Genomic DNA, 19,114 nt, shown 5'->3' on the forward strand with positions numbered 1-19,114 from the left:
GGGAATTATAACTGATATCATCTCCGTTCTCAAGAACAGGCTTTCCGGCCTGTTCCACAAATAATTAGTTTTCTTGTGGGGTAGGCCCCTGAGCCCGCCCGCTTCAACTCAAGAGGTTAATTTGGCAATGCAAGATGTTTGCAAAACTACTAAAAGTTGATTCTCAAAAACCGCACAACTCGTCATTGTTTGTGCTAAAATAGGAACTTTCCCTTGTTTGAGAGAAAGTATAGCTTCCGGTGTAGAATCAAAGTCTTCGATCCAGCCGTAATCCTCTACATACTTAAGAGTTAAGGCATTGCGATCGAGCATCCAAAAATCAATCCCATACTTGTTAATGAAGCTTAGCAATACGGGTTTATCAGCCGTATATTGAGCGCGAATTAAATCGCTTGCTCGCTGCTGAAATCCGCTGTAGTAGCCTTTCTGATACGGCACTGCATATTCCTTTCCCACCAAAACCGAACGCTGGCTAAACGTTGGCAGATTATCGGCTTCTGGGGCGATCGAAGCAATCACAATATCTTGAGGTTGTTGCTGAAAAAATTTGTACAAAGCGGGCATTTTACCTTCTACATACCCGACTGTGGGAAATTTTTCCACTAAGCATGGATAAAGCACAACTGCGATCGCAATTATCACCATTGTAATTAGTGCAACTAGATTTTTTAACTTAAATTTTGTTTCGGTTGTTGATGCCCAGTTACCGACGCCATCGATAATTAACGTCAGGGCGATCGCACTTATAAACACAACAATAAACCTCAAGCTATACGCAGTATAGCGTCCAGGCTGATAAAGCTTAAAAATGGTAGCGTGAGCGGCAAAAAACATCGCCAAGGATGCTAAAAATAGCTGAAGCAACAGCCAGATTTTGCTATTAATCCGACTCGCTAACGGAAAAGCCGATCGCCTCCACAGCAACAGCGGCAAAAACAGCCCCACACAGTGAGTTACAGGCGTAAACAGCGACTTGGGAAACATCCCGCTACCCCTACCAGTCAGCCAATAATCTACCGGATTTGGACGAAAAAAAGCATTTCTGCCGTCGGCTGCAAATACGCCCATTTGCTTAGCTTCTGCTGCGGTATAAGTCGGGCCAAATTCCGATTTATCCAAGGCATAGGGCAGCATTACTAAAAAGATTATACCCAAACCTGTACTGCAAAATAGGTAGTTTGTGCGATCGCCCGACAAGCGCAAACGGCCGTTTTTCCAGCTTACCAGCCGCAAAACTAACACGCCAGCAGCAACCAAGGCGTAGGGAGGGTAGAATAATCCGATTAGGGCGATCGCCCCCAAACAGGGCAGCAACGAACTCCGCGACAAATAATATAAAAAACCGAGAAATATCGGATAGATAAAAGCTCTGGGCGTTGTGGAAGCCAAATCATCCGTCATCCACATATGCTGATTTAACAGCAAAGATGCGATAAATCCAGTCAGCGGCACTGGCAGCATTTCCAAGCAAAGCCCAAAACAGTAATAGGTGGAGATTAAGCCGAGAAATAGCGGCAATATTTTGTGAAATAATAGCGGGTGAATGCCGATTGTTGCTGCTAATTTGTAGAGGGCGCTGTATCCGGCGGGGGCGACAGATTGAAAGTAGTTAGCAATGAAATCGTTGGGGAACAATTGTCGATCGACAAACCGCATCATCCAGAAAACGTGCTGTCTCGCATCGTCTTGCACCATATACTCGGCGCTGAAAGCTTGAGCAATTCCTAAAACACCATAAACTGCGGCAAATGTCAAGCTCAGCATCAACCAGAATATTGTGCGCGATCGGGATTTTTCATCCACAGTCGCCGTCAGAAACTTGTGTAAGCGGGCAATTAATACCATTTGAGATTTGAGATTGGGAAAGAATGTGAAGGACGCACAACACGAACCAGTTTACCTTGCAAAGATTATGCTACTGTAATCGAAATGTGAATTCGGTTAACGAGTGCTTCCCAATCGCGATCGTTTTTACAGTAGCCACGGTTTCAACCGCCGAGTCTTATGGTGGCATATTGCCTCAGTAATGGTGCCCGTTGCGTAAATCCTATTAATTAACCGAATTACTGCGGCTGAATCCCGTTGAGAAACTCCGTTCTTGCCTCAATTATTGAAGGCATCAAAACGCACCGTACCAGCAATTCTAAATCCAACTCCGGCAAAAACTCACTTCTTAAAACTTGCTCGTAATCATCGTCGCGCAGCCGATAGATAGCCAACTGATTATTTGCCCAAAACCAAACTTCTGGGATGCGAAGTCGCAGATATTTAGTTAGTTTATTTGTGCTACCGCTAGAAATCGTCACTTCCACGGCTAAATCGGGATGCTCTTTCCTTGAACCTATATAATAAGACTCGTCAGGTTCAAAGGATACGTCTTTTGCCTGGTTTCTGCGAGTTGCACTCCCTACAGGAATGAAATTAATCCCTTTCTCAAAAAAGTAAAGTCCTATAAATATAGCCAGAACACTTTTTATCTGTTCGTGGTCTTCGCCTAGCGTCATAAACTGCACACACCCATCTAAATAAGTTATTCGCAAGCCTGGGGCATCTTCTATTAAGGTTTGTAGCGCCTCAAATTGCTCCCAAGTATAATAACCTGGCAAGGTAAAGCGTTCTTCTTTAACAATTGTTATTAGTTCTGAAACTTGTACGACCATGGGCGCAATGCTCCGAATAAAAATCAGTAGCCCTGCCTTAGTATAACCTAAATAGGGACTATTCATCAAAGTTAATTTGACGGTTAAATATTACTGCGATGATTCTGGGCGATCGCATATTGCCTCAGTACAGGTGAAATTGTGTAAAAATTTGCTTGTTGTTCAATCAAACAACGCCGGGATAAAGATTGCAGCGCATTTACCAAATCTGATGCGGGAATTCGGCTATTTTCTAGCAATTGGGTGAGGTCGATCGCACCGCTTGCTTTCGCCAACCAGGAGAGGACTTGTTTTTCTAGTTCGGATAGGCGATCGCACTTCTGCTGTAAAACATCTTTCAAATCTTCGGGTAACAATATAGTATCATCTGGTAATAACTCTGTGACGCATCCGCCCAACTCTTGAATCAGAGTCGCGACGCTTTTTAACCAGAGGAGATTGCCTTGGTAGCGCTGAATCAATGCTGAGTAGTTGTCGATGTCTGCTAATCCATAATCTCTGAGGATTTCCCGTGCGGCGTAGAGGTAAGACAATTGAGCTGGGAGGCATTGTTGATATGGGAAAAATTGAAGTAGGAAAGTGTAAAATATATGATGATGGTAATTTCAGATAGCCTGATTGTTGTTGTGCGCTGGGGCTGCGAGCCAGCGCCCTTCTTATTTTTTCAAACCAGAGCGATCGCCCTTTCCGACATATTCCCTTAACCCTCGCGTCACCCCAACCTCTTTTTCCACCGACAATCCGACGATCGATTTCCACCATCTCAAAGGGCACTGATTGCAGACTCTTAGCGTGAAGCGTAGCTATCCCGTAGGGATCTCGCCACAGCGAAAAAGGGATCTCGCCCTATGCGCTACAATAAACGTAAAGCTCATGATTAGTCTTTCAAAAATTAACATGATAAACATAGACTTACCGCCATCTGATCCATTCACAAACCTCAAAGTGACGCTCCTGCTAGAAGCACTGACATCCGGGCAAGTTGTGGCATCTGTCAGAGAGTTTCCAGACTGTCGAGTGAAAGCAGAAACACGAGAAATGGCGATCGCCCAAATTCAAGCTACCTTTTTAGAACGGCTCAAAAATATAGAAGCGATTTCCTGGAACGTGCCAATTCAGGGTTCAGAACCAACCTGGATGAAGTTTGCAGGTGTCTTTAAAGACGATTCCGATTTTGCGGCAATTATGGAATCAATTCGCGCCGAACGAACCTCAGATGATGACTCGGAAGTCGATCCTTCCTATTACTTGTAGAGGCGGCTTAAAGTGTGTCGATATATTCTGGATACCGATTGCGTTTCGCTGATTCTTTACAATCATCCCCAAGTCACCGCTAACGTCGCAAAGCATCAAGTTTCTGTCACGATTGTCACGGTTCAAGAACTCTTTAATGGCTGGATTGGCAGGATTAACGATCCGTCGATGCTGCATAACCTACCTACACTCTATTCAAAACTTTGGACAACTGTAAAATATCTCCAAACTATTGAGGTACTGGATTTTACAGCAGAAGCTGATAGTTGTCTCAAGAAACTGTTAAAAGATCATCCGCCTCTGCGGAAAAATCGCCTGCAAAAAGATATGCGGATTGCAGCCATTGCGTTGTCCGTCGGTGCTACCGTTGTCACCCGCAACCAACGAGACTTTGCTCAAGTTCCCGGATTGTCAATCGAAGATTGGACGCTTTAGTGCGTAGGCGATCGCCCTTTCCGACATATTCGCTTAACCCTCGCGTCACCCCAACCTCTTTTTCCACCGACAATCCGATCGATTTCCACCATTTCAAAGGGCGCTGATTGCGATCGTCCTTCTAAATTCTTTTTAAACAAGGGCGATCGCACGCTACCTAATTGAGAGCCAACAAACCGGACATATTCAGCACTTTCTCCGACCAAATTTTTGTTTCTTGGGCCACCATCATTCGTTGCTCCGCATCCTCCCAAATCCTTGCCCAACAATACTGCCAGCAAGCTAACTGAACTTGTAGCTCAACTAACTCAGCGGCTATTTCTACCTCTGCATCGAGAGCCGTCCACTCAATAAATATCTTACTTTCTTGCAGCAAACCTTCAACCAGTTCGCCATTAGCTGAATTTTGACATCGAGATTTAATTCGTGCCAAATTAGATGCTAAATTTCCTAAACGAATCGGTAGTTCGTCTCGTAAATAGCGTTCTTTTAAAGCATTCCAATCTCTCATAATCCTCCTAATAACTGCTGAACGATTTGAGCAACCCGTTCTCGAATAACCGGGTCTTGAATTTCCATTGAGCGATTGTTCTGACGCGGACGAATATTGATTAGAGATTCATAACCTACTTCTTGCGTCAGCGGATACCAGTCAGCTCCCCAAATATCTACCTGCTTGCTCCCGTTTTCCAGCAACAAAGCTTCGCAATCGGCGTGAAGTTCTCCACCACCTGTCAGAATTCGGCGTTCGATATCCACTGCCAGTTTAATATAACTGCCAAGGATTTCTAGCATTTCTTCAATTTGCTCTTGAGTCGCACACTGTTGAATCAGATAAATCATCCCTGAATAAGCTTGAGATTTAATATGATTCTTCAATATTATACAGGTTAGCTAGTGTGTCAATACTTTATCCCATAGCTTGCTCTGACGGGCGTAAGCGAAGCCGACCTTTGGCATCGCCCTTTCCGACATATTCGCTTAACCCTCGCGTCACCCCAACCTCTTTTTCCACCGACAATCCGATCGATTTCCACCATTTCAAAGGGCGCTGAAAAGGGCGATTATTCTGAGAACGCGAGTTTAGAGGCTAAACTAGATGTATATAATCTTAAATAAACGATATGCCTCTCAGCGAACTTTTACCTACCGTCAACCAACTATCCCATCAAGATAAACTTCGACTTATTCACTTTCTCCTGCTTGCAGTTGCCAAGGAAGAAGGATGCAGCTTAGAACCTAATGAAGATAGTAATTCAAAAAATGTACTCCTGAATCAACTAGCATCAACCAGCGCAGTTGTATGGTCTCCACAGGCAGATAGTGCAGGAGTTAAAGCATTATCAGAACTTCTAGTTGCCACCCAGGAATCAGCCAATGCTTAATCGTCAAAGATTTGCATTTACAGAACGAATTGATAGCCTTGGCCGTTCGAGCATTCTGCCATATTTGCCCATCACACTCTCCAATGGCAGCAACTCTGTAGAAGTGATGGCATTATTGGATACGGGTGCGAGTGTCAACGTCTTGCCCTATGAGATTGGTCTACAACTAGGGGCAATATGGGAACAGCAAACCGTTCCTATTCAGTTGAGCGGGAATTTGGCTAGCAGCGAGGCCAGGGGATTGGTTCTTTCGGGTACAGTTGCTCAATTTTCGCCGATCTTACTTGCATTTGCCTGGAGTCGATCGACAGATGCGCCGGTAATCCTTGGACACCTCAACTTTTTTGCGGAGTTTAATGTCTGCTTTTTTCGTCATGAGTTAGCTTTTGAGGTTTACCCAATACAGAAATGAAGAGAGGCTGCACAGTCATTGCAATGCGATTTTATGCTTGTGCAAACTGGGATGAGGTAAATTAGTGCGTTGGCGAAGCCGACCTTTGGCATCGCCCTTTCCTACATATTCGCTTAACGCTCGTGTCACCCCAACCTCTTTTTCCACCGACAATCCGATCGATTTCCACCATCTCAAAGGGCACTGATTGCAGACTCTTAGCGTGAAGCGTAGCTATCCCGTAGGGCGATCGCCCTTTCTGACATATATTGCTTAATTTGACACTAATGCTCTAGTCCTTAACCCTGACTTAAGAGGACTGAAGTCCTCACTACGAACCAGGTTTGTAGTAAGGACTTCAGTCCTTTCAAAGGTTAAGCTGGAAATTACAGAAATAGAACTGCAATACCGATCGCGATCGCACCAATCCCCATCACAAAAGACCAGAAACGGTGATAGCTGCTAACCGTCGTACCGCTATCGCTTTCAAGCTGAATCAAATCCATCCAAGGCGCCACACCCCGGCGGAACCAACCCAAAGCACTAACATCCATACCAATCAAACTTTTAACCCGTTTCATCCCAAACAGAAAATTACCAATCGGCCCAAAACGAGAAGCATAATGTAGATACATCATTCCCGTTCTGTCTTGCAATTTCAAATCAGAACCAAACGCATAACCCGCATCACCGCGACCAATTAATTCGCCTTGTAGTTTCGCAGGTTGACCGCGTAAAGGACTAGCATAAGGGTCAGACATTAAGGTTAAAACATCCAACTCTTCTGCTTGTGCGTAATTCGGGAACATCACCAAAGCTTTGATTAAAATTCCCACGCCCAAACCGATTAAAGCACAAGCAACCATCATCATCATCGGATTCCCAGCCGAGAGGGAAATGCCGATCGCAAAACCCACCGCCAAACCCAGAGTTTCCGCACTGTACAGCAGCAAATCAAAAAAGAAATTTCCGTACAATTTCCGCTTGCTCAAATGGTGACCCTCGCCCACAATCCGACCCATGTCAAACTCAATATCCAAGCCTAATTGTTCCGCATAGGTGCTCAACGCGCGAACTCGCTTACCAGTCAGCGGGTGAGTCGAATTCAACTCCATCCACCAACCCCACGGATTGAACATATCCCACAGAAAAACTCGTCCAATTTTTTCCGGTTTCGACGAAATCCGGTAAGCAGTACCGCTAGATACCGCAGCTTTTGCATCATAAATGCCTAAAGCGCGAGTTCCTTCTAACAAGCGGCTGGGTTCCGTTGCTCTTTCTCCTTCTTCCAAAATACCGTAAGCAATTTTTACCAAAGCGCGCGATAAAGCGTTGGGGTTTCCGGTAGTTTCGGCGGCAAAATGGTCTGCAAAATATTCTCGTGTCCGCGACAGATACAGCAGCAAATAAGTGCCGGCGATGTAAAAAAAATAAGCCACAGCAGCGACGCTACCTGCCGCACTTCTAGCTTTATCGCCAGCGCTTCGACCGAGGCTTTGAGCTGTAGTGTAAATTAAATAAGTAATCTGCACTAAAGTTGAAGCTAAAGTCATTACTGCAAAGTCCCAATGGACGATGTGACCGAGTTCGTGGGCGTAAACAGTGGCAATTTCATCGTCGTCTAAATAGGTGAAAAGACCTTGACTGACGACTAAGCGAGCGCTGTTAGGAAAGGAACCGTAGGTAAAAGCAGTAGGGTTTTGGTCGTCGATAATTCCTAAACGCGGCTGTTTGAGGTTTTTCTGTTTGCAAACCTTCTGAATAACTTTCGCCGTTTCTGGACTCAGGCTGTCAATTTCTGCTAGGGAAACCCAGCGAGTATTGTAGAGCCAATTTTGAGTTAAGTCCATCAAGTAAGGCGATAGGAAAAAAGCCGCAATGTTAAAAATCAGAGTTATGGGAAGTGCGATCGCCAATCCGGTAACTGGATCGGGGCCGTTGAGAATGAAAACTGAGGCCAAGGACAACACGAACACCATACCAAATAGCATGATGATAGTGGCGCCGGAAGCTAAAACGAGGTTTCCGCCAGTTTTCTGGATCAGTTTAATCCCGGCTTTGGGCGATCGCCCAGCCTTGCGTAAAGGAGCTTGAGATGACATAATATTCTCCTAAGGTTATTGACAAAAGGTAATTACCGTGGGAATTTATCTATACTTCACTGTTTTAACCTGTCACTACGGAGCGCGCTAAGGAGTCTCAACAAAAATATATAATTTCCTGTAAATTGTTAAGATGGAAAACCGCCCGCCCAATTTATTTCCCAAAATCTAATTCCCATTTCAAAACTCAACAATCAAAACTATTTATAGCGGTCATCAGAAAGATGAGGTACGTTGTTGGGCTTGGGCCCTTCTTGGTTTAATTGGTTATATAAGCTGTCAGTTATACCTCATCTTTTTGAGAAAGGCTATATTTCAAAGTTACAAAAAAGAATTGGTTTCAAGCCGGAACCCTTGTATCGAGAAATTAAAATCAGACAATTCGAGGTCGCCCTCAAGCTGTCAACTGTCAACTGTCAACTGTCAACTGTCAACTGTCAACTGTCAACTGTCAACTGTCAACTGTCAACTGTCAACTGAATGAACGCCATGTCGATTATTGAAATTGCCCAAAAAACGCGCCAAGCTGCTAGGAAATTGGCAGTTTTGTCCGCTGATGCCAAAAATCAAGCGATTGAAGCTATTGCTAAAGCTTTAGAAGCTGCTGCGCCGGATGTTTTGGCGGCGAATGCTGCTGATTGCAAGGCGGCTGAGGTTGATGGCATTGCGAAACCGCTGTACGATCGCCTGAAGTTGGACGAGAGCAAGTTGCAAAGTGCGATCGCGGGTGTGCGCGACGTTGCCAAGCTCCCAGAGGCGATCGGTGCCGTCCAAATTCACCGCGAATTAGACACAGGATTAATTCTGAAGCGCATCACCTGTCCTTTAGGGGTTTTAGGGATTATTTTTGAAGCGCGCCCAGAAGCCTTAATTCAGATAGTATCCTTGGCAATCAAATCCGGCAACGGCGTAATTCTCAAAGGCGGCAGAGAGGCAGTCCGTTCCTGCGAAATCTTGACAAAAGTCATTCGCCAAGCATTAGCAGAAACCGCAGTCAATCCCGAAGTAGTCCAGTTATTAACCACGCGGGAAGAAACAATCGAACTGCTAAAAATGGATGAATATATAGATTTAATTATTCCCAGAGGTTCCAACTCTTTTGTCCAGTTTGTGCAGGATAATACCCGAATTCCTGTGTTGGGACACGCCGACGGAATTTGTCATTTGTATGCAGACAAAGCTGCGGATATCAACAAAGCAGTAGAGATTGCCGTCGATGCCAAAACGCAATATCCCGCCGCGTGTAATGCCATTGAAACTATGTTAGTTCACAGTGCGATCGCGCCCAAATTCCTGCCCATAGTTGCCGAAGCATTGCAGCACATCAACACTTACGGTTCGAGACACACAGATGTGATTGTCACCGAAGATAGCGAAGCCGCCGAAACATTTTTAAATGGAGTAGATGCGGCCGGAGTTTATCATAATTGTTCGACTCGATTTGCCGATGGTTTCCGCTACGGTTTCGGTGCAGAAGTGGGGATTAGTACGCAGCAAATGCCACCTCGCGGGCCTGTTGGTTTAGAAGGGTTGGTGACGTATAAGTATCGAGTGGTTGGAGATGGTCATATTGCGGCTAGTTATGTGGGGAATGAGGCTAAGGAATTCACTCATCGGGATTTGTAAAAAGTCAATAATCGCGCAGAGTTATCATTAAGAACAGCACAGGATGTGAGAGGGAATTTAGAGTTTGAAATCGCGGCTATATGGTAAAATCACCTGTGCTGTGCTAGGAGTGAAAGTCTAATTGCATTATGGCGAATTTACCAGATGAAACCTTAACAACAATCTCTAACTTGTTGCCTCGCTTGTTTCAAGTGATTAACCTAGCGACGGAAACGGAGTCTAGCTTGTTTGAGCAATATGGCGAGACAGATGAGACGATTGATGAGCTAGAGCAAGTCAGAAATGCAGAGGAAAGGTTAAGGACTTTGTACAATCGCATTTATGGGTTAGTGTTGCAGATAGCTGAGTCTCAACCAGCAGCTAATTCTGCTACACTAAATTTACTGTATCAGTCAATCGAACAGGCAGTCGCTACAGCCTATGCTGTAGAGGCAACGGCTCAAGAAACAAAAAGAAATTGGAACTTATTATGAATAATGAAAAAAAAATTCCTGATGCAGAGACGAGAGCGAAATCAATAGCTCGCTGGCGCGAAGTGAATTTAATGTTGGAAGATTTGAATATGAAGTTGGCGCAGGCTCAGGCTCTAGCAGAAGTCGATTTACAAAATAGCCCGCTTTACGTGCGTCGCCGGGAAAGAGTCAGAAAGCAGTTAGAAGCTTTGAAAGAGCATAAGTTAGCAGAAAAAGCAGGTGAATAAGCGCGATCGCAGTTGGGATGATTTTAAGAGTAGGCTGTTAGACACCCGACTTTAAAAAAAGTCGGGTATCTAGTATTTTTGTGAAGCCGTTTCTTACTTCTTAGTTATACTTTAAGTCAAACTTCTCTGATCGTCTATTCCTATGACTCTCATAGAAGATATAGATGATTTAATTAATTGATTTAATCAAATCACAAACCTCTACACCATCAAAGTGCGATCGCCCTCACAGCCAACCAAACTTAGCTACAATAAGCTATACCGTCCCCCGCGACTCCCCAAATCGAACAATCCGCCCTGGTTTATGTCCAACCCTTCCCCCCTAGCCCCAGGTTCCACCCTCGAAAAACGCTACCGCATCATCCGCGAATTAGGCCGCGGCGGCTTCGGGCGGACTTACCTCGCAGAAGATACCAACCGCTACGGCGAACAATGCGTGCTCAAAGAGTTTTCTCCGGTGGTTCAAAGCCCGAAAGCGGCCGAATTGTTCGATCGCGAATCGAGTATGCTTTACAGCCTTCAACACCCGCAAATCCCCCGCTTTCGGGAACTTCTGCGAACCGATATCGGCGGTAGTCAAGCTTTGTTTTTAGTGCAAGATTATATCCCTGGTCAAACCTACGAAGAAATACTGATATCGCGCCAGCAACAAGGTAAAAATTTTAGCGAAGCCGAAGTTACTCAAATACTATTTCAGCTTTTACCAGTTTTAGAATACATCCACTCGAAAAATTTAATTCACCGCGATATCTCGCCGGACAATATTATTCAGCATGATGCTGACAAACTACCGTTTTTAATTGATTTCGGTTCTGTCAAACAAATCGCAGCGAGTGCTCTATTTCAGTCTAAGGGACAATCGGATACGGCGATCGGCAAACAGGGATATTCGCCGATCGAACAAATGCGACAGGGTAAAGTGTCTCCGGCTAGCGATTTGTATGCTTTGGCTGTCACCGCTTTAGTTTTGCTGACAGGGAAAAAGCCTCAGAAATTGTACGATGTTAATCAAAAAACTTGGGATTGGCGGGATCGCGTCAGTGTCAGTCAAAACTTAGGGATGGTATTGGATCGGATGTTAGCAGATCGATCAGGCGATCGCTACCAATCTGCAAAAGAAGTCCGTGAAGCACTCAAAGACCCAAAATTATCCCAAATTGGCAGCATCATCTCCCAAATGGTCACAATGAACTTTGTCGGCCGCCCCTTCAAAAACACCACTCAAACTCCTACCAGCAATCATACTCCTGTCAACCAAAACCCTCAAATTGTTAAAAACACCAATATTTTAAAATTAATTCCTTGGAAAACTGTCGCTAGTTTAAGCGTGGTTTTATTGCCGGGAGTGTTAGCTTTTGGTGCCGTCAAATCTGGTTTTACCCTACCCAAACTGCCTGAATTACCCAAGTTTCCGGAACTTCCACAATTTCCCACAAATACGTCTTTAGATGCAGAAATAGCTAGGCAAGAAAAAATTGGAAAGCGTCGCAAAAATCTCAACATTGACCCAGATATATTCTATCAAAAAGTAGATGAATTATTTTACAATAAATATCCCGAATTACAAGGTCGTACATTGACAGACAAGCCCGAAGATGCAGAAATTAGGCAGAAATGGTGTGAAGTTGCTGAGGATTTTCTGGATAATTTGGAGAAGGGAGGGCAGTTGTAAAATTTAAGATAGAATAAGAGTTATTTAACCACAGAGGGCGCAGAGGGCGCAGAGGGGAGAAAGAAAGAGATACAAGAGAAGGAGAACGGGTGCATCTCATTTTTGCAAATATCTTCGCCCTTTCCAAATTGAAATGCACCCAGGATAACTTTATCTGGTTTAATACAATTTGGTATAGGCAACTTACTTTTAGTTTATTTCACAATGGATTGTATTCAACTTACAGGAATTCGCTGCTACGGCTACACGGGCTACCTACCGGAAGAGCAGGTTTTGGGGCAGTGGTTTGAAGTGGATGTCACTCTCTGGCTAGATTTGTCGAAAGCTGGAAAAAGTGATGATATTGAACATACTCTGGATTACCGCAGTGCCATTACCCTGATTCAAGAGTTAGTCAAAAACTCCAAGTTTTTATTGATCGAACGGTTAGCAGATACGATCGCCCAAGCGCTTTTACAACTACCGTTGGTTGATAAAGTTAAGTTACAACTTTCAAAACCTGCCGCCCCGATTCCTGATTTTGGAGGCAAAATCACTCTAGAAATTACTAGAAGTCATTAGTGATTAGTCATATCATTTCCGGTCAATTACCATAACAAAAACAGTTGGTAGTACCCACGCAAGTCCGCTCCATTTTGCGGACTTTCGTGGCCACGCGCGATCGAATCTAATTGCGGTTAATTGATCGGACACGATATCATTGATTATTGGTTATTGGTATATCTTCTCAAATAACCAATAATCCGACTATTTCCAGCATTCATCGCCCTTTAATTCGAGTATTTATTTTGGCATCGATTCCAGTGTAATTGTGCTACAGTATCTTGTGGATTATGCTGCAAGCATTTTTCAAAACATCGGGAAGCAGCTTCCCATTCTTCTGTTGTGTAAAATACTAACCCTTGCTCAAACTCGGTTTTAGTAGCGAGTTTTTGCTCTTGAATTTCCGGCGGATCTGCATCCAAGACTTCAAAGACGGATACCACTTTAGATTTGCCTTTAACTTGTACAAGATCGACTAAACGAATGCAATATTGATTAGCATCTTTTAACCCTAAAAATGTGCAATCGCTAATCAACAAAGGCACGCCATACAGCTTAGTTAAAGTTTCTAGTCGGGAGGCTATATTCACAGCATCGCCGATTGTTGTCCCGTCCATACGAAATTTTCCGCCGACAGTTCCAAGCATTAACATTCCTGTATTGATACCGATGCCAATTTTAATGGGAGGGCGATCGCGTGCTTTTCGGGTTAGATTGTATTCGGCAAGTTTTTTGAGCATAGAAATTCCCGCCTTAACGGCATAATCCGCATGATAAACACTACCAAATAATGCCATAATCGCATCGCCAATATATTTGTCAATTAACCCATTATTCTCAATAATAGCGGGTTCCATTATAGAAAAATAGCTGTTAATAAATTTAAAAATATCTTCTAAAGGCATGGTTTCTGAAAGACTTGTAAACGATCGAATATCAGAAAACATAACTGACATCTCTTTTTTCACAGAATCACCAAGTTCAATATCGACAAGATTTTCTTTGTTCAACAATTTTAGAAACTCATCCGGTACGAAGCGAGAACAAGCTGTGTTTAAAGAAATTAAATTTTGGTTTATTTTAATTAATTCTATATTTTGTTTAATTATATTTTTTGCTTGCATATAACTTTTTGTAGCCTCTGTTATCGTCAAAAATAAATCTTCAGCTTGCCAGGGCTTAGCTATGTACCGATAGAGTTTTGCCGTATTAATGGCATTGGTGACTCCCTCGATACTCGCTTGCCCCGTCAGCATGATTGTAATTGTTGAAGGAGACTTGTTGTGAATTTCTTTTAAGACTTCATCTCCTTTCATTCTGGGCATCATGTAGTCGGCAATCACGACAGCAATTTGATGACCATCTTCTAATAAATCATCAACCATTTGCAGCGCTTCATGCCCGTCATGCGCTGTTTCTATTTGATATTGATTTTCCAGGGTTTCTGATAGTTCTTTTCTGAGGCTATCAAGAATCATTTGCTCATCATCGACACACAGAATGACTGGTTTTTTCATATTCCTCTAAGGTGGGATTAATTTATAATTTTTCAATTCCCGACTTGATGGAGTTAATCAGTTCTTGCTTTGTCCAAGGTTTGGGAATAAGATGATGAAGATCTGCTTCTTTTTGGGCTCGTTCGATCGCTGCATCATCTGCCTGTCCGGTTAATAAAATTTTCACCGTTCCTGGAAACCTTTTCTGGACTTCAACGAGCAATTCATCGCCTTTCATTCCCGGCATTAACCAATCAGAAACAATAATTACGACTTGAGTTCCTTCTTCATAAAGTTCGTCTAAAACTTCTAGTGCTTCTTCTGCATTTTCGGCAGTTTCATATACATATTGGTCATCAAATTCTTCTTGAATTTGTCGGAGTACGCTATTCAAAATAACAACTTCATCATCAACACACAAAATTGCAAGCTTAGGCATAATTATTTTTCCTGAAATTACAAACAATTTAACATCAAATTACTCTAAATATCTGCTGGCAATGCCACAATAAAAGTAGTTTTTCCAGGCAGCGATCGAAAATGAATTGTCCCTCCATGTTTTTCAATAATTTTTTTCACGATGTCCAGCCCTAAACCGCTGCCCTCTCCTGGAGGCTTAGTGGTAAAAAATGGCTGAAAGATTTTATCTTGAATCTCTTCTGGTATGCCATTACCGCTATCGGTAATACTGACTTCGATGTTACCATGCAATCGAGCGGCATCAACTCTGAGTATTCCCCGATAATTCATCGCTTGCAAAGCATTGTGAATTAAGTTTGTCCAAACTTGATTGAGTTCATCGAAATAGCATTCGATCTGAGGCAAATCTTCATAGTTTTTGATTAATTCTACTCCATGTTTGATTGGATTTTGATAAAGTGTCAGAACTGCTTCTAATCCTTCGATAATATTGACTTTAATTTTTTGCTCGTTGAGATTTTGTCTGGCATAGGTTTTGAGTGCAAATACAACTTTTGCAGCCCTTTCAGAGGCAGTATTGATATCTCTAGTGCTTTCTTGCAATCGCACAAAAGAGCGGACTGTTTTGAGAAATATTTCGCTGCTGGGCTCTTGAAATAAATTGAACAGAGGTTCTATATTTTCGTAGATTTTAAGATCGAGAAGCAAATTGGCAAGAGTATCAGCATTACTGAGATTTTGGGTTTCTAGTTGGGCGACGATTGCTTTTCTCAGTTGTCGTCTTTCCCTTCCAGAAATCAATGCAGGATTTAGCAGCGATCGCGCTAATAATTCCTTAAATTGTAATTCTTTTTCGGGTGTCAACTGTCGAAACCATGTCGGTAATGCAGCCAAATTTTCCGAGAAGTAATCGCCAATATATTTAACAGAGGATTGAATCGCACCCAAAGGCGTATTGATTTCGTGGGCAACTCCCGCAATCAGTTGACCTAATGCTGCCATTTTTTCAGAATGAATCAATTCCTGCTGAGCTGATTCTAGCTGTTTTAAAGTATTGGCAAGTTCTTCGTTTTTTTGCTGTAGCTGTTGCGTTCTTTCGGAAACTTGAGATTCTAAATTACGATTGTAATTCTCTCTAAGTTTTTCGGCTTGTTTCCTTTCTGTAATATCGGAAAAAGTGGCAATCGCATAACAAATTTTTCCAGTTTCATCGCGAATTGGTGTCGAAGAAATCTCTAAAGGAACGATCCGTTTTTCTTGATGAATTTCTAGATCGTCAGTTCGCACTATTTCTCCTGACAAAGAACGCGCGATCGGCAAGTCTGGCGATTGGCACAAATCTTGGCGCTCGCTTTGATACAAAGCATAAATATGGGGTAAATTTTCGATATTCGAGATTGTCCCTTCTGCGATTTCAAACAATTCCTTAGATTTTTGATTGGCGTAGGTTAGTTGTCCCAGAGCGTTATGAACCGATACACCAATTGGCATAGCTTCTAAAAAATGTCTCAATCGCTGTTCATTTTCTATTAATCGTTTATTCTGTTCGGCTAGCTTTCTTTCCTGCACGTAACTTTTAATTGCTTCTTTAACTGTTAATTTTAAATCGACTTTGTGCCAAGGTTTGGAAATATATCGATAGAGTTTTGCGGAGTTAATCGCATTCACGATTCCTTCAACTGTTGCCTCGCCTGTCAACATAATTTTTAGAGTTTGTGGGAGTTTTTCGTGAACGTATCGTAGGACTTCATCTCCTTTGATATCTGGCATGATATAGTCAGAAATCACCAGCGCAATTTCACTACCATCTTTGATTAACTCATCCACCAACTCTAATGCTTCCGCACCTCCCAGTGCTGTTTCAATATCGCATTCATTGTCTAAAGATTCTGATATTTCTCGGATGAGGCTATCCAGAACAATTTGCTCGTCATCAATACAAATCACAATAGGTTTACTCATTTTTTTTTTAACGCTCTATTGGTAGGATAACTGTAAATGTGGTTTGACCTGGACGAGATTCAAAAGTAATCTGTCCCCGATGTTTTGCAACGATTTTGCGAACGATATCCAGTCCTAATCCGCTTCCTTCGCCTGGAGGTTTAGTGGTAAAGAAAGGTTGGAATATTTTCGAGTGGATTTCTGGGGGAATCCCCGTGCCACTGTCGGCAATGCTAATTTGGATATTTTCGTGATTGTGAATTGCGTTAACGGTGAGAGATCCTTTGTTATTCATCGCTTGTAGGGCGTTATGAATCAAATTCGTCCACACTTGGTTGAGTTCGTCAAAATAACACTGAATGGGTGGGATATGTTCGTAGTTTTTAGTTAATTCTATACCCTGTCTGATCTGACTTTGATAGAGGGTCAAAACTGCATCTATGCCGTCGAGGATGTTGGCTTCGATTGTTTCACCGCTAGAGTCGTGTCGGGCGTAGGTTTTTAGGGCAAACACGGCTTTGGCGGCACGATCGCTGGCGATGTTAATATCTCGGGTGCTGGCCTGCAAGCGCACAAAGGCCCGTACAGTTTTGAGAAATTGGTCGCTGTCGCTTTGTCGTAGAAGTGAGAATAAAGGTTCGAGGCGATCGTGAACTCCTAAGTCGAGGAGGATATTGGCTAATCCTTCAGATTTCTCAATGTTTTGGGCTGCGAGTTGGCTAGTAATTGTTTTTCTGAGTTGTCGGCGTTCGCGACCGGATACGATCGCGGTGTTGGTAATGGATCGTTGCAACAATTCCAAAAATTGTGTTTCTCGTTCTGGGGTAAGTTCGCGAAATAATGTGGGAAATTGGCTGAGGTTTTCGTTGAGAAAGTCGGTAATATAACTAACAGAAGAGCGAATTGCTCCTAACGGGGTGTTAATTTCGTGAGCAACTCCTGCTACGAGTTGACCTAATGCTGCCATTTTTTCCGATTGCACTAATTCATCTTGAGTTAGTTGGAGTTCGGTTAAGGTTTGGGATAGTTCGGCTGTGCGTTCGGCAACTTGTTCCTCTAATGTTCGATTGTAATCTTCGCGCAATTTTTCAGCTTGTTTGCGTTCGGTGATATCCTGGAAAGCTGCGATCGCATAACTTAGGTTTCCATCCGCATCGTAAATCGGCGTTCCTGCGCTTTCAATGGGAATAATTTTGTCTGGATGATGAATTTCCATATCCTCGCGACGCACGCTTTTTCCTTGCAACGCATTTAACAGGGGATCTGATTCTTGAGGATAAATGCGATCGCTACCAGCTTGGTAAATTTTGTATTGAATCTGAATTTGTTCGGCAACGGATGCTACCACACCTTGACCGAGAAGATGCTGTCCAGTTTGATTGGTGTAGTAGGGATTTCCGTGACTGTCGGTGACAAAAACACCAATGGGCATGGCATCGAGGAATTGCGATAGGCGACCTTCGCTTTCAGATAACGCTGAATTCAAGGCTTTCATCTCGGCATTCTTCTGTTTGAGTGTTTCTTCATTTTGGCGCAATGCGGCGGTGGCGCGATCGATCGCCAATTGCAACCGTGCCGGTTCGCTAGCTAAAATGAAGACACCGATGCTTCCCACAAGTGCGATCGTCATACCTCCTCCCCTCAACCAAATAGTAACTGGTGAATGGTCATACCATCCAGTTTTAGGAACGGCGGCCAACTGCCAAGAACCGTTCGGTAACGTGACGGAAAGAAAAACGGGTTTTTCCTGAAAAATTGCCCCATTGCCGAAAAAAACCTCACCTTTTTCCCCCAATCCATCTTTGCCACGCAGTACATATTTTAAGTTAGATGATTCTTGTAACAATCCGGCTTCTTCATAGATAGTTTCGGGATTGACCAAAATACTCGCGAGTCCCCAATATTCAGATTTTCCCTCTATTGATTTGACAAAAATAGGCGATCGGTTAATAAATGCAGTACCGCCTTGTACGAGTTTAACCGGGCCGGCAACAACCGATTTTTTTGAGGCAATAGTTCGATCGACAGCTTCTTTTTGGGTCGGCGTTGCTGCTAAGTTCAACCCGAAAGCTTTTTCGTTGCCTACAACCGGATAAATATGACTAATCGCCGATTTTTTGGCTAGGTTCGTACTCCGAATCCCTCGATACCTCTCCAACAGAGGAGAAGCAATAGCTGTAAATTCATCTTGGGTGAGTTCGGGACGGGTTGAAGCATGAGTGACTAAAGCTTCTACGAGAAGAAGTCTGGTGTTAATTGCCCCTTCCAAACGGGCTCGCACGGTACTCAGTTGATTGAGAGTATCTGCCTGTTGTTGTTCCTGAAATCGCTGAGTTTCGGAGCGATCGAGAATCATGGTAGCCGCCAGAATTGATAAGGCTGCGCTCGCAGCAGTTACAAAGGCTTTACCAGTATGTTTTTGAATTTTTCTCATACTATAGCAACCGCCACATCGGTGAGGGCATAAATAACTTCATGAATAGAGCCGA

At 43.3% G+C, this 19,114-nt stretch carries 21 protein-coding genes; 9 read left to right on the plus strand and 12 right to left on the minus strand.

Annotation, left to right across the window (positions count from 1 at the left end; all coding sequences use genetic code 11):
• Positions 1 to 108: 108 nt before the first annotated feature.
• From JGK20_RS09755 to JGK20_RS09765, 3 genes are all read right to left on the minus strand, one after another.
• Positions 109 to 1,845, minus strand: coding sequence for a hypothetical protein (locus tag JGK20_RS09755; RefSeq protein ID WP_293230237.1), 1,737 nt, complete (start codon positions 1,843 to 1,845; stop codon positions 109 to 111).
• Between the two features lie 218 nt (positions 1,846 to 2,063).
• Entirely contained in the window at positions 2,064 to 2,660 is a 597-nt protein-coding gene (locus JGK20_RS09760; protein WP_293191136.1) for a Uma2 family endonuclease, read from the minus strand.
• A gap of 83 nt (positions 2,661 to 2,743) precedes the next feature.
• Entirely contained in the window at positions 2,744 to 3,193 is a 450-nt protein-coding gene (locus JGK20_RS09765) for a hypothetical protein (RefSeq protein WP_293230240.1), read from the minus strand.
• 364 nt (positions 3,194 to 3,557) lie between these two features.
• On the opposite strand from JGK20_RS09765, the gene JGK20_RS09770 reads away from it, so the two are divergent.
• The gene (locus JGK20_RS09770) at positions 3,558 to 3,914 is read left to right on the plus strand and encodes a hypothetical protein (RefSeq protein ID WP_293176211.1); all 357 of its coding nucleotides are present in this window, start codon (positions 3,558 to 3,560) and stop codon (positions 3,912 to 3,914) included.
• A gap of 12 nt (positions 3,915 to 3,926) precedes the next feature.
• Entirely contained in the window at positions 3,927 to 4,349 is a 423-nt protein-coding gene (locus JGK20_RS09775; protein WP_293176213.1) for a type II toxin-antitoxin system VapC family toxin, read from the plus strand.
• Between the two features lie 157 nt (positions 4,350 to 4,506).
• Here JGK20_RS09775 and JGK20_RS09780 read toward each other — a convergent pair whose 3' ends face one another.
• From JGK20_RS09780 to JGK20_RS09790, 3 genes are all read right to left on the minus strand, one after another.
• Entirely contained in the window at positions 4,507 to 4,860 is a 354-nt protein-coding gene (locus JGK20_RS09780) for a hypothetical protein (RefSeq protein ID WP_293176215.1), read from the minus strand.
• Positions 4,857 to 5,192: a DUF5674 family protein gene (locus tag JGK20_RS09785; protein WP_293176217.1), complete on the minus strand. Its 336-nt coding sequence runs from the start codon at positions 5,190 to 5,192 to the stop codon at positions 4,857 to 4,859. The genes JGK20_RS09780 and JGK20_RS09785 overlap by 4 nt, the downstream gene beginning before the upstream one ends.
• Positions 5,193 to 5,259: 67 nt before the next feature.
• The gene (locus JGK20_RS09790; RefSeq protein WP_293176219.1) at positions 5,260 to 5,394 is read right to left on the minus strand and encodes a hypothetical protein; all 135 of its coding nucleotides are present in this window, start codon (positions 5,392 to 5,394) and stop codon (positions 5,260 to 5,262) included.
• A 79-nt stretch (positions 5,395 to 5,473) separates the two neighbouring features.
• Here JGK20_RS09790 and JGK20_RS09795 point away from each other — a divergent pair, with 79 nt between their 5' ends.
• A complete protein-coding gene (locus tag JGK20_RS09795; RefSeq protein ID WP_293176221.1) occupies positions 5,474 to 5,734 on the plus strand; it encodes a hypothetical protein in 261 nt (86 codons plus the stop codon).
• The gene (locus JGK20_RS09800) at positions 5,727 to 6,146 is read left to right on the plus strand and encodes a hypothetical protein (protein ID WP_293176223.1); all 420 of its coding nucleotides are present in this window, start codon (positions 5,727 to 5,729) and stop codon (positions 6,144 to 6,146) included. Before JGK20_RS09795 ends, JGK20_RS09800 begins: the two co-directional genes overlap by 8 nt.
• Positions 6,147 to 6,161: 15 nt before the next feature.
• Here JGK20_RS09800 and JGK20_RS09805 read toward each other — a convergent pair whose 3' ends face one another.
• Together JGK20_RS09805 and JGK20_RS09810 are read right to left on the minus strand one after the other, a co-directional pair.
• Complete coding sequence (locus JGK20_RS09805) at positions 6,162 to 6,323, minus strand: hypothetical protein (protein WP_293197070.1); 162 nt, start codon at positions 6,321 to 6,323, stop codon at positions 6,162 to 6,164.
• Between the two features lie 188 nt (positions 6,324 to 6,511).
• Entirely contained in the window at positions 6,512 to 8,227 is a 1,716-nt protein-coding gene (locus tag JGK20_RS09810) for a zinc metalloprotease HtpX (protein WP_293230243.1), read from the minus strand.
• 489 nt (positions 8,228 to 8,716) lie between these two features.
• Here JGK20_RS09810 and proA point away from each other — a divergent pair, with 489 nt between their 5' ends.
• From proA to folB, 5 genes are all read left to right on the plus strand, one after another.
• A complete protein-coding gene (gene proA / locus JGK20_RS09815; protein WP_293230245.1) occupies positions 8,717 to 9,853 on the plus strand; it encodes a glutamate-5-semialdehyde dehydrogenase in 1,137 nt (378 codons plus the stop codon).
• A gap of 128 nt (positions 9,854 to 9,981) precedes the next feature.
• Entirely contained in the window at positions 9,982 to 10,326 is a 345-nt protein-coding gene (locus JGK20_RS09820; protein WP_293176231.1) for a hypothetical protein, read from the plus strand.
• Entirely contained in the window at positions 10,323 to 10,553 is a 231-nt protein-coding gene (locus JGK20_RS09825) for a hypothetical protein (protein ID WP_293176233.1), read from the plus strand. Before JGK20_RS09820 ends, JGK20_RS09825 begins: the two co-directional genes overlap by 4 nt.
• Before the next feature lie 304 nt (positions 10,554 to 10,857).
• On the plus strand, positions 10,858 to 12,225 hold the full coding sequence (locus JGK20_RS09830) for a serine/threonine-protein kinase (protein WP_293230247.1): 1,368 nt from the start codon (positions 10,858 to 10,860) through the stop codon (positions 12,223 to 12,225).
• Between the two features lie 204 nt (positions 12,226 to 12,429).
• On the plus strand, positions 12,430 to 12,786 hold the full coding sequence (gene folB, locus JGK20_RS09835; protein ID WP_293176237.1) for a dihydroneopterin aldolase: 357 nt from the start codon (positions 12,430 to 12,432) through the stop codon (positions 12,784 to 12,786).
• A 209-nt stretch (positions 12,787 to 12,995) separates the two neighbouring features.
• Here the strand turns inward: folB and JGK20_RS09840 are convergent, their stop codons facing one another.
• The 4 genes from JGK20_RS09840 to JGK20_RS09855 are packed head-to-tail and all read right to left on the minus strand — an operon-like array spanning position 12,996 to position 19,059.
• Complete coding sequence (locus tag JGK20_RS09840; RefSeq protein ID WP_293176239.1) at positions 12,996 to 14,285, minus strand: adenylate/guanylate cyclase domain-containing protein; 1,290 nt, start codon at positions 14,283 to 14,285, stop codon at positions 12,996 to 12,998.
• 22 nt (positions 14,286 to 14,307) lie between these two features.
• Entirely contained in the window at positions 14,308 to 14,703 is a 396-nt protein-coding gene (locus JGK20_RS09845; protein ID WP_293176241.1) for a response regulator, read from the minus strand.
• Between the two features lie 44 nt (positions 14,704 to 14,747).
• A complete protein-coding gene (locus tag JGK20_RS09850; RefSeq protein ID WP_293230250.1) occupies positions 14,748 to 16,646 on the minus strand; it encodes an ATP-binding protein in 1,899 nt (632 codons plus the stop codon).
• A 7-nt stretch (positions 16,647 to 16,653) separates the two neighbouring features.
• The gene (locus JGK20_RS09855) at positions 16,654 to 19,059 is read right to left on the minus strand and encodes an ATP-binding protein (RefSeq protein WP_293230253.1); all 2,406 of its coding nucleotides are present in this window, start codon (positions 19,057 to 19,059) and stop codon (positions 16,654 to 16,656) included.
• Positions 19,060 to 19,114: the final 55 nt, after the last annotated feature.

Origin of the sequence: Microcoleus sp. PH2017_05_CCC_O_A (genome assembly GCF_020738785.1) — a bacterium.
Classification (GTDB): Bacteria; Cyanobacteriota; Cyanobacteriia; order Cyanobacteriales; family Microcoleaceae; genus Microcoleus.

Excerpts from the sequence above, each read along its gene's own strand:
- JGK20_RS09755 (WP_293230237.1), bottom strand. The coding sequence starts at position 1,845 with ATGGTATTAATTGCCCGCTTACACAAGTTTCTGACGGCGACTGTGGAT.
- JGK20_RS09760 (WP_293191136.1), bottom strand. The coding sequence starts at position 2,660 with ATGGTCGTACAAGTTTCAGAACTAATAACAATTGTTAAAGAAGAACGC.
- JGK20_RS09770 (WP_293176211.1), top strand. The coding sequence starts at position 3,558 with ATGATAAACATAGACTTACCGCCATCTGATCCATTCACAAACCTCAAA.
- JGK20_RS09780 (WP_293176215.1), bottom strand. The coding sequence starts at position 4,860 with ATGAGAGATTGGAATGCTTTAAAAGAACGCTATTTACGAGACGAACTA.
- JGK20_RS09785 (WP_293176217.1), bottom strand. The coding sequence starts at position 5,192 with ATGATTTATCTGATTCAACAGTGTGCGACTCAAGAGCAAATTGAAGAA.
- JGK20_RS09795 (WP_293176221.1), top strand. The coding sequence starts at position 5,474 with ATGCCTCTCAGCGAACTTTTACCTACCGTCAACCAACTATCCCATCAA.
- JGK20_RS09800 (WP_293176223.1), top strand. The coding sequence starts at position 5,727 with ATGCTTAATCGTCAAAGATTTGCATTTACAGAACGAATTGATAGCCTT.
- JGK20_RS09810 (WP_293230243.1), bottom strand. The coding sequence starts at position 8,227 with ATGTCATCTCAAGCTCCTTTACGCAAGGCTGGGCGATCGCCCAAAGCC.
- proA (WP_293230245.1), top strand. The coding sequence starts at position 8,717 with ATGTCGATTATTGAAATTGCCCAAAAAACGCGCCAAGCTGCTAGGAAA.
- JGK20_RS09820 (WP_293176231.1), top strand. The coding sequence starts at position 9,982 with ATGGCGAATTTACCAGATGAAACCTTAACAACAATCTCTAACTTGTTG.
- JGK20_RS09825 (WP_293176233.1), top strand. The coding sequence starts at position 10,323 with ATGAATAATGAAAAAAAAATTCCTGATGCAGAGACGAGAGCGAAATCA.
- JGK20_RS09830 (WP_293230247.1), top strand. The coding sequence starts at position 10,858 with ATGTCCAACCCTTCCCCCCTAGCCCCAGGTTCCACCCTCGAAAAACGC.
- folB (WP_293176237.1), top strand. The coding sequence starts at position 12,430 with ATGGATTGTATTCAACTTACAGGAATTCGCTGCTACGGCTACACGGGC.
- JGK20_RS09840 (WP_293176239.1), bottom strand. The coding sequence starts at position 14,285 with ATGAAAAAACCAGTCATTCTGTGTGTCGATGATGAGCAAATGATTCTT.
- JGK20_RS09845 (WP_293176241.1), bottom strand. The coding sequence starts at position 14,703 with ATGCCTAAGCTTGCAATTTTGTGTGTTGATGATGAAGTTGTTATTTTG.
- JGK20_RS09850 (WP_293230250.1), bottom strand. The coding sequence starts at position 16,646 with ATGAGTAAACCTATTGTGATTTGTATTGATGACGAGCAAATTGTTCTG.
- JGK20_RS09855 (WP_293230253.1), bottom strand. The coding sequence starts at position 19,059 with ATGAGAAAAATTCAAAAACATACTGGTAAAGCCTTTGTAACTGCTGCG.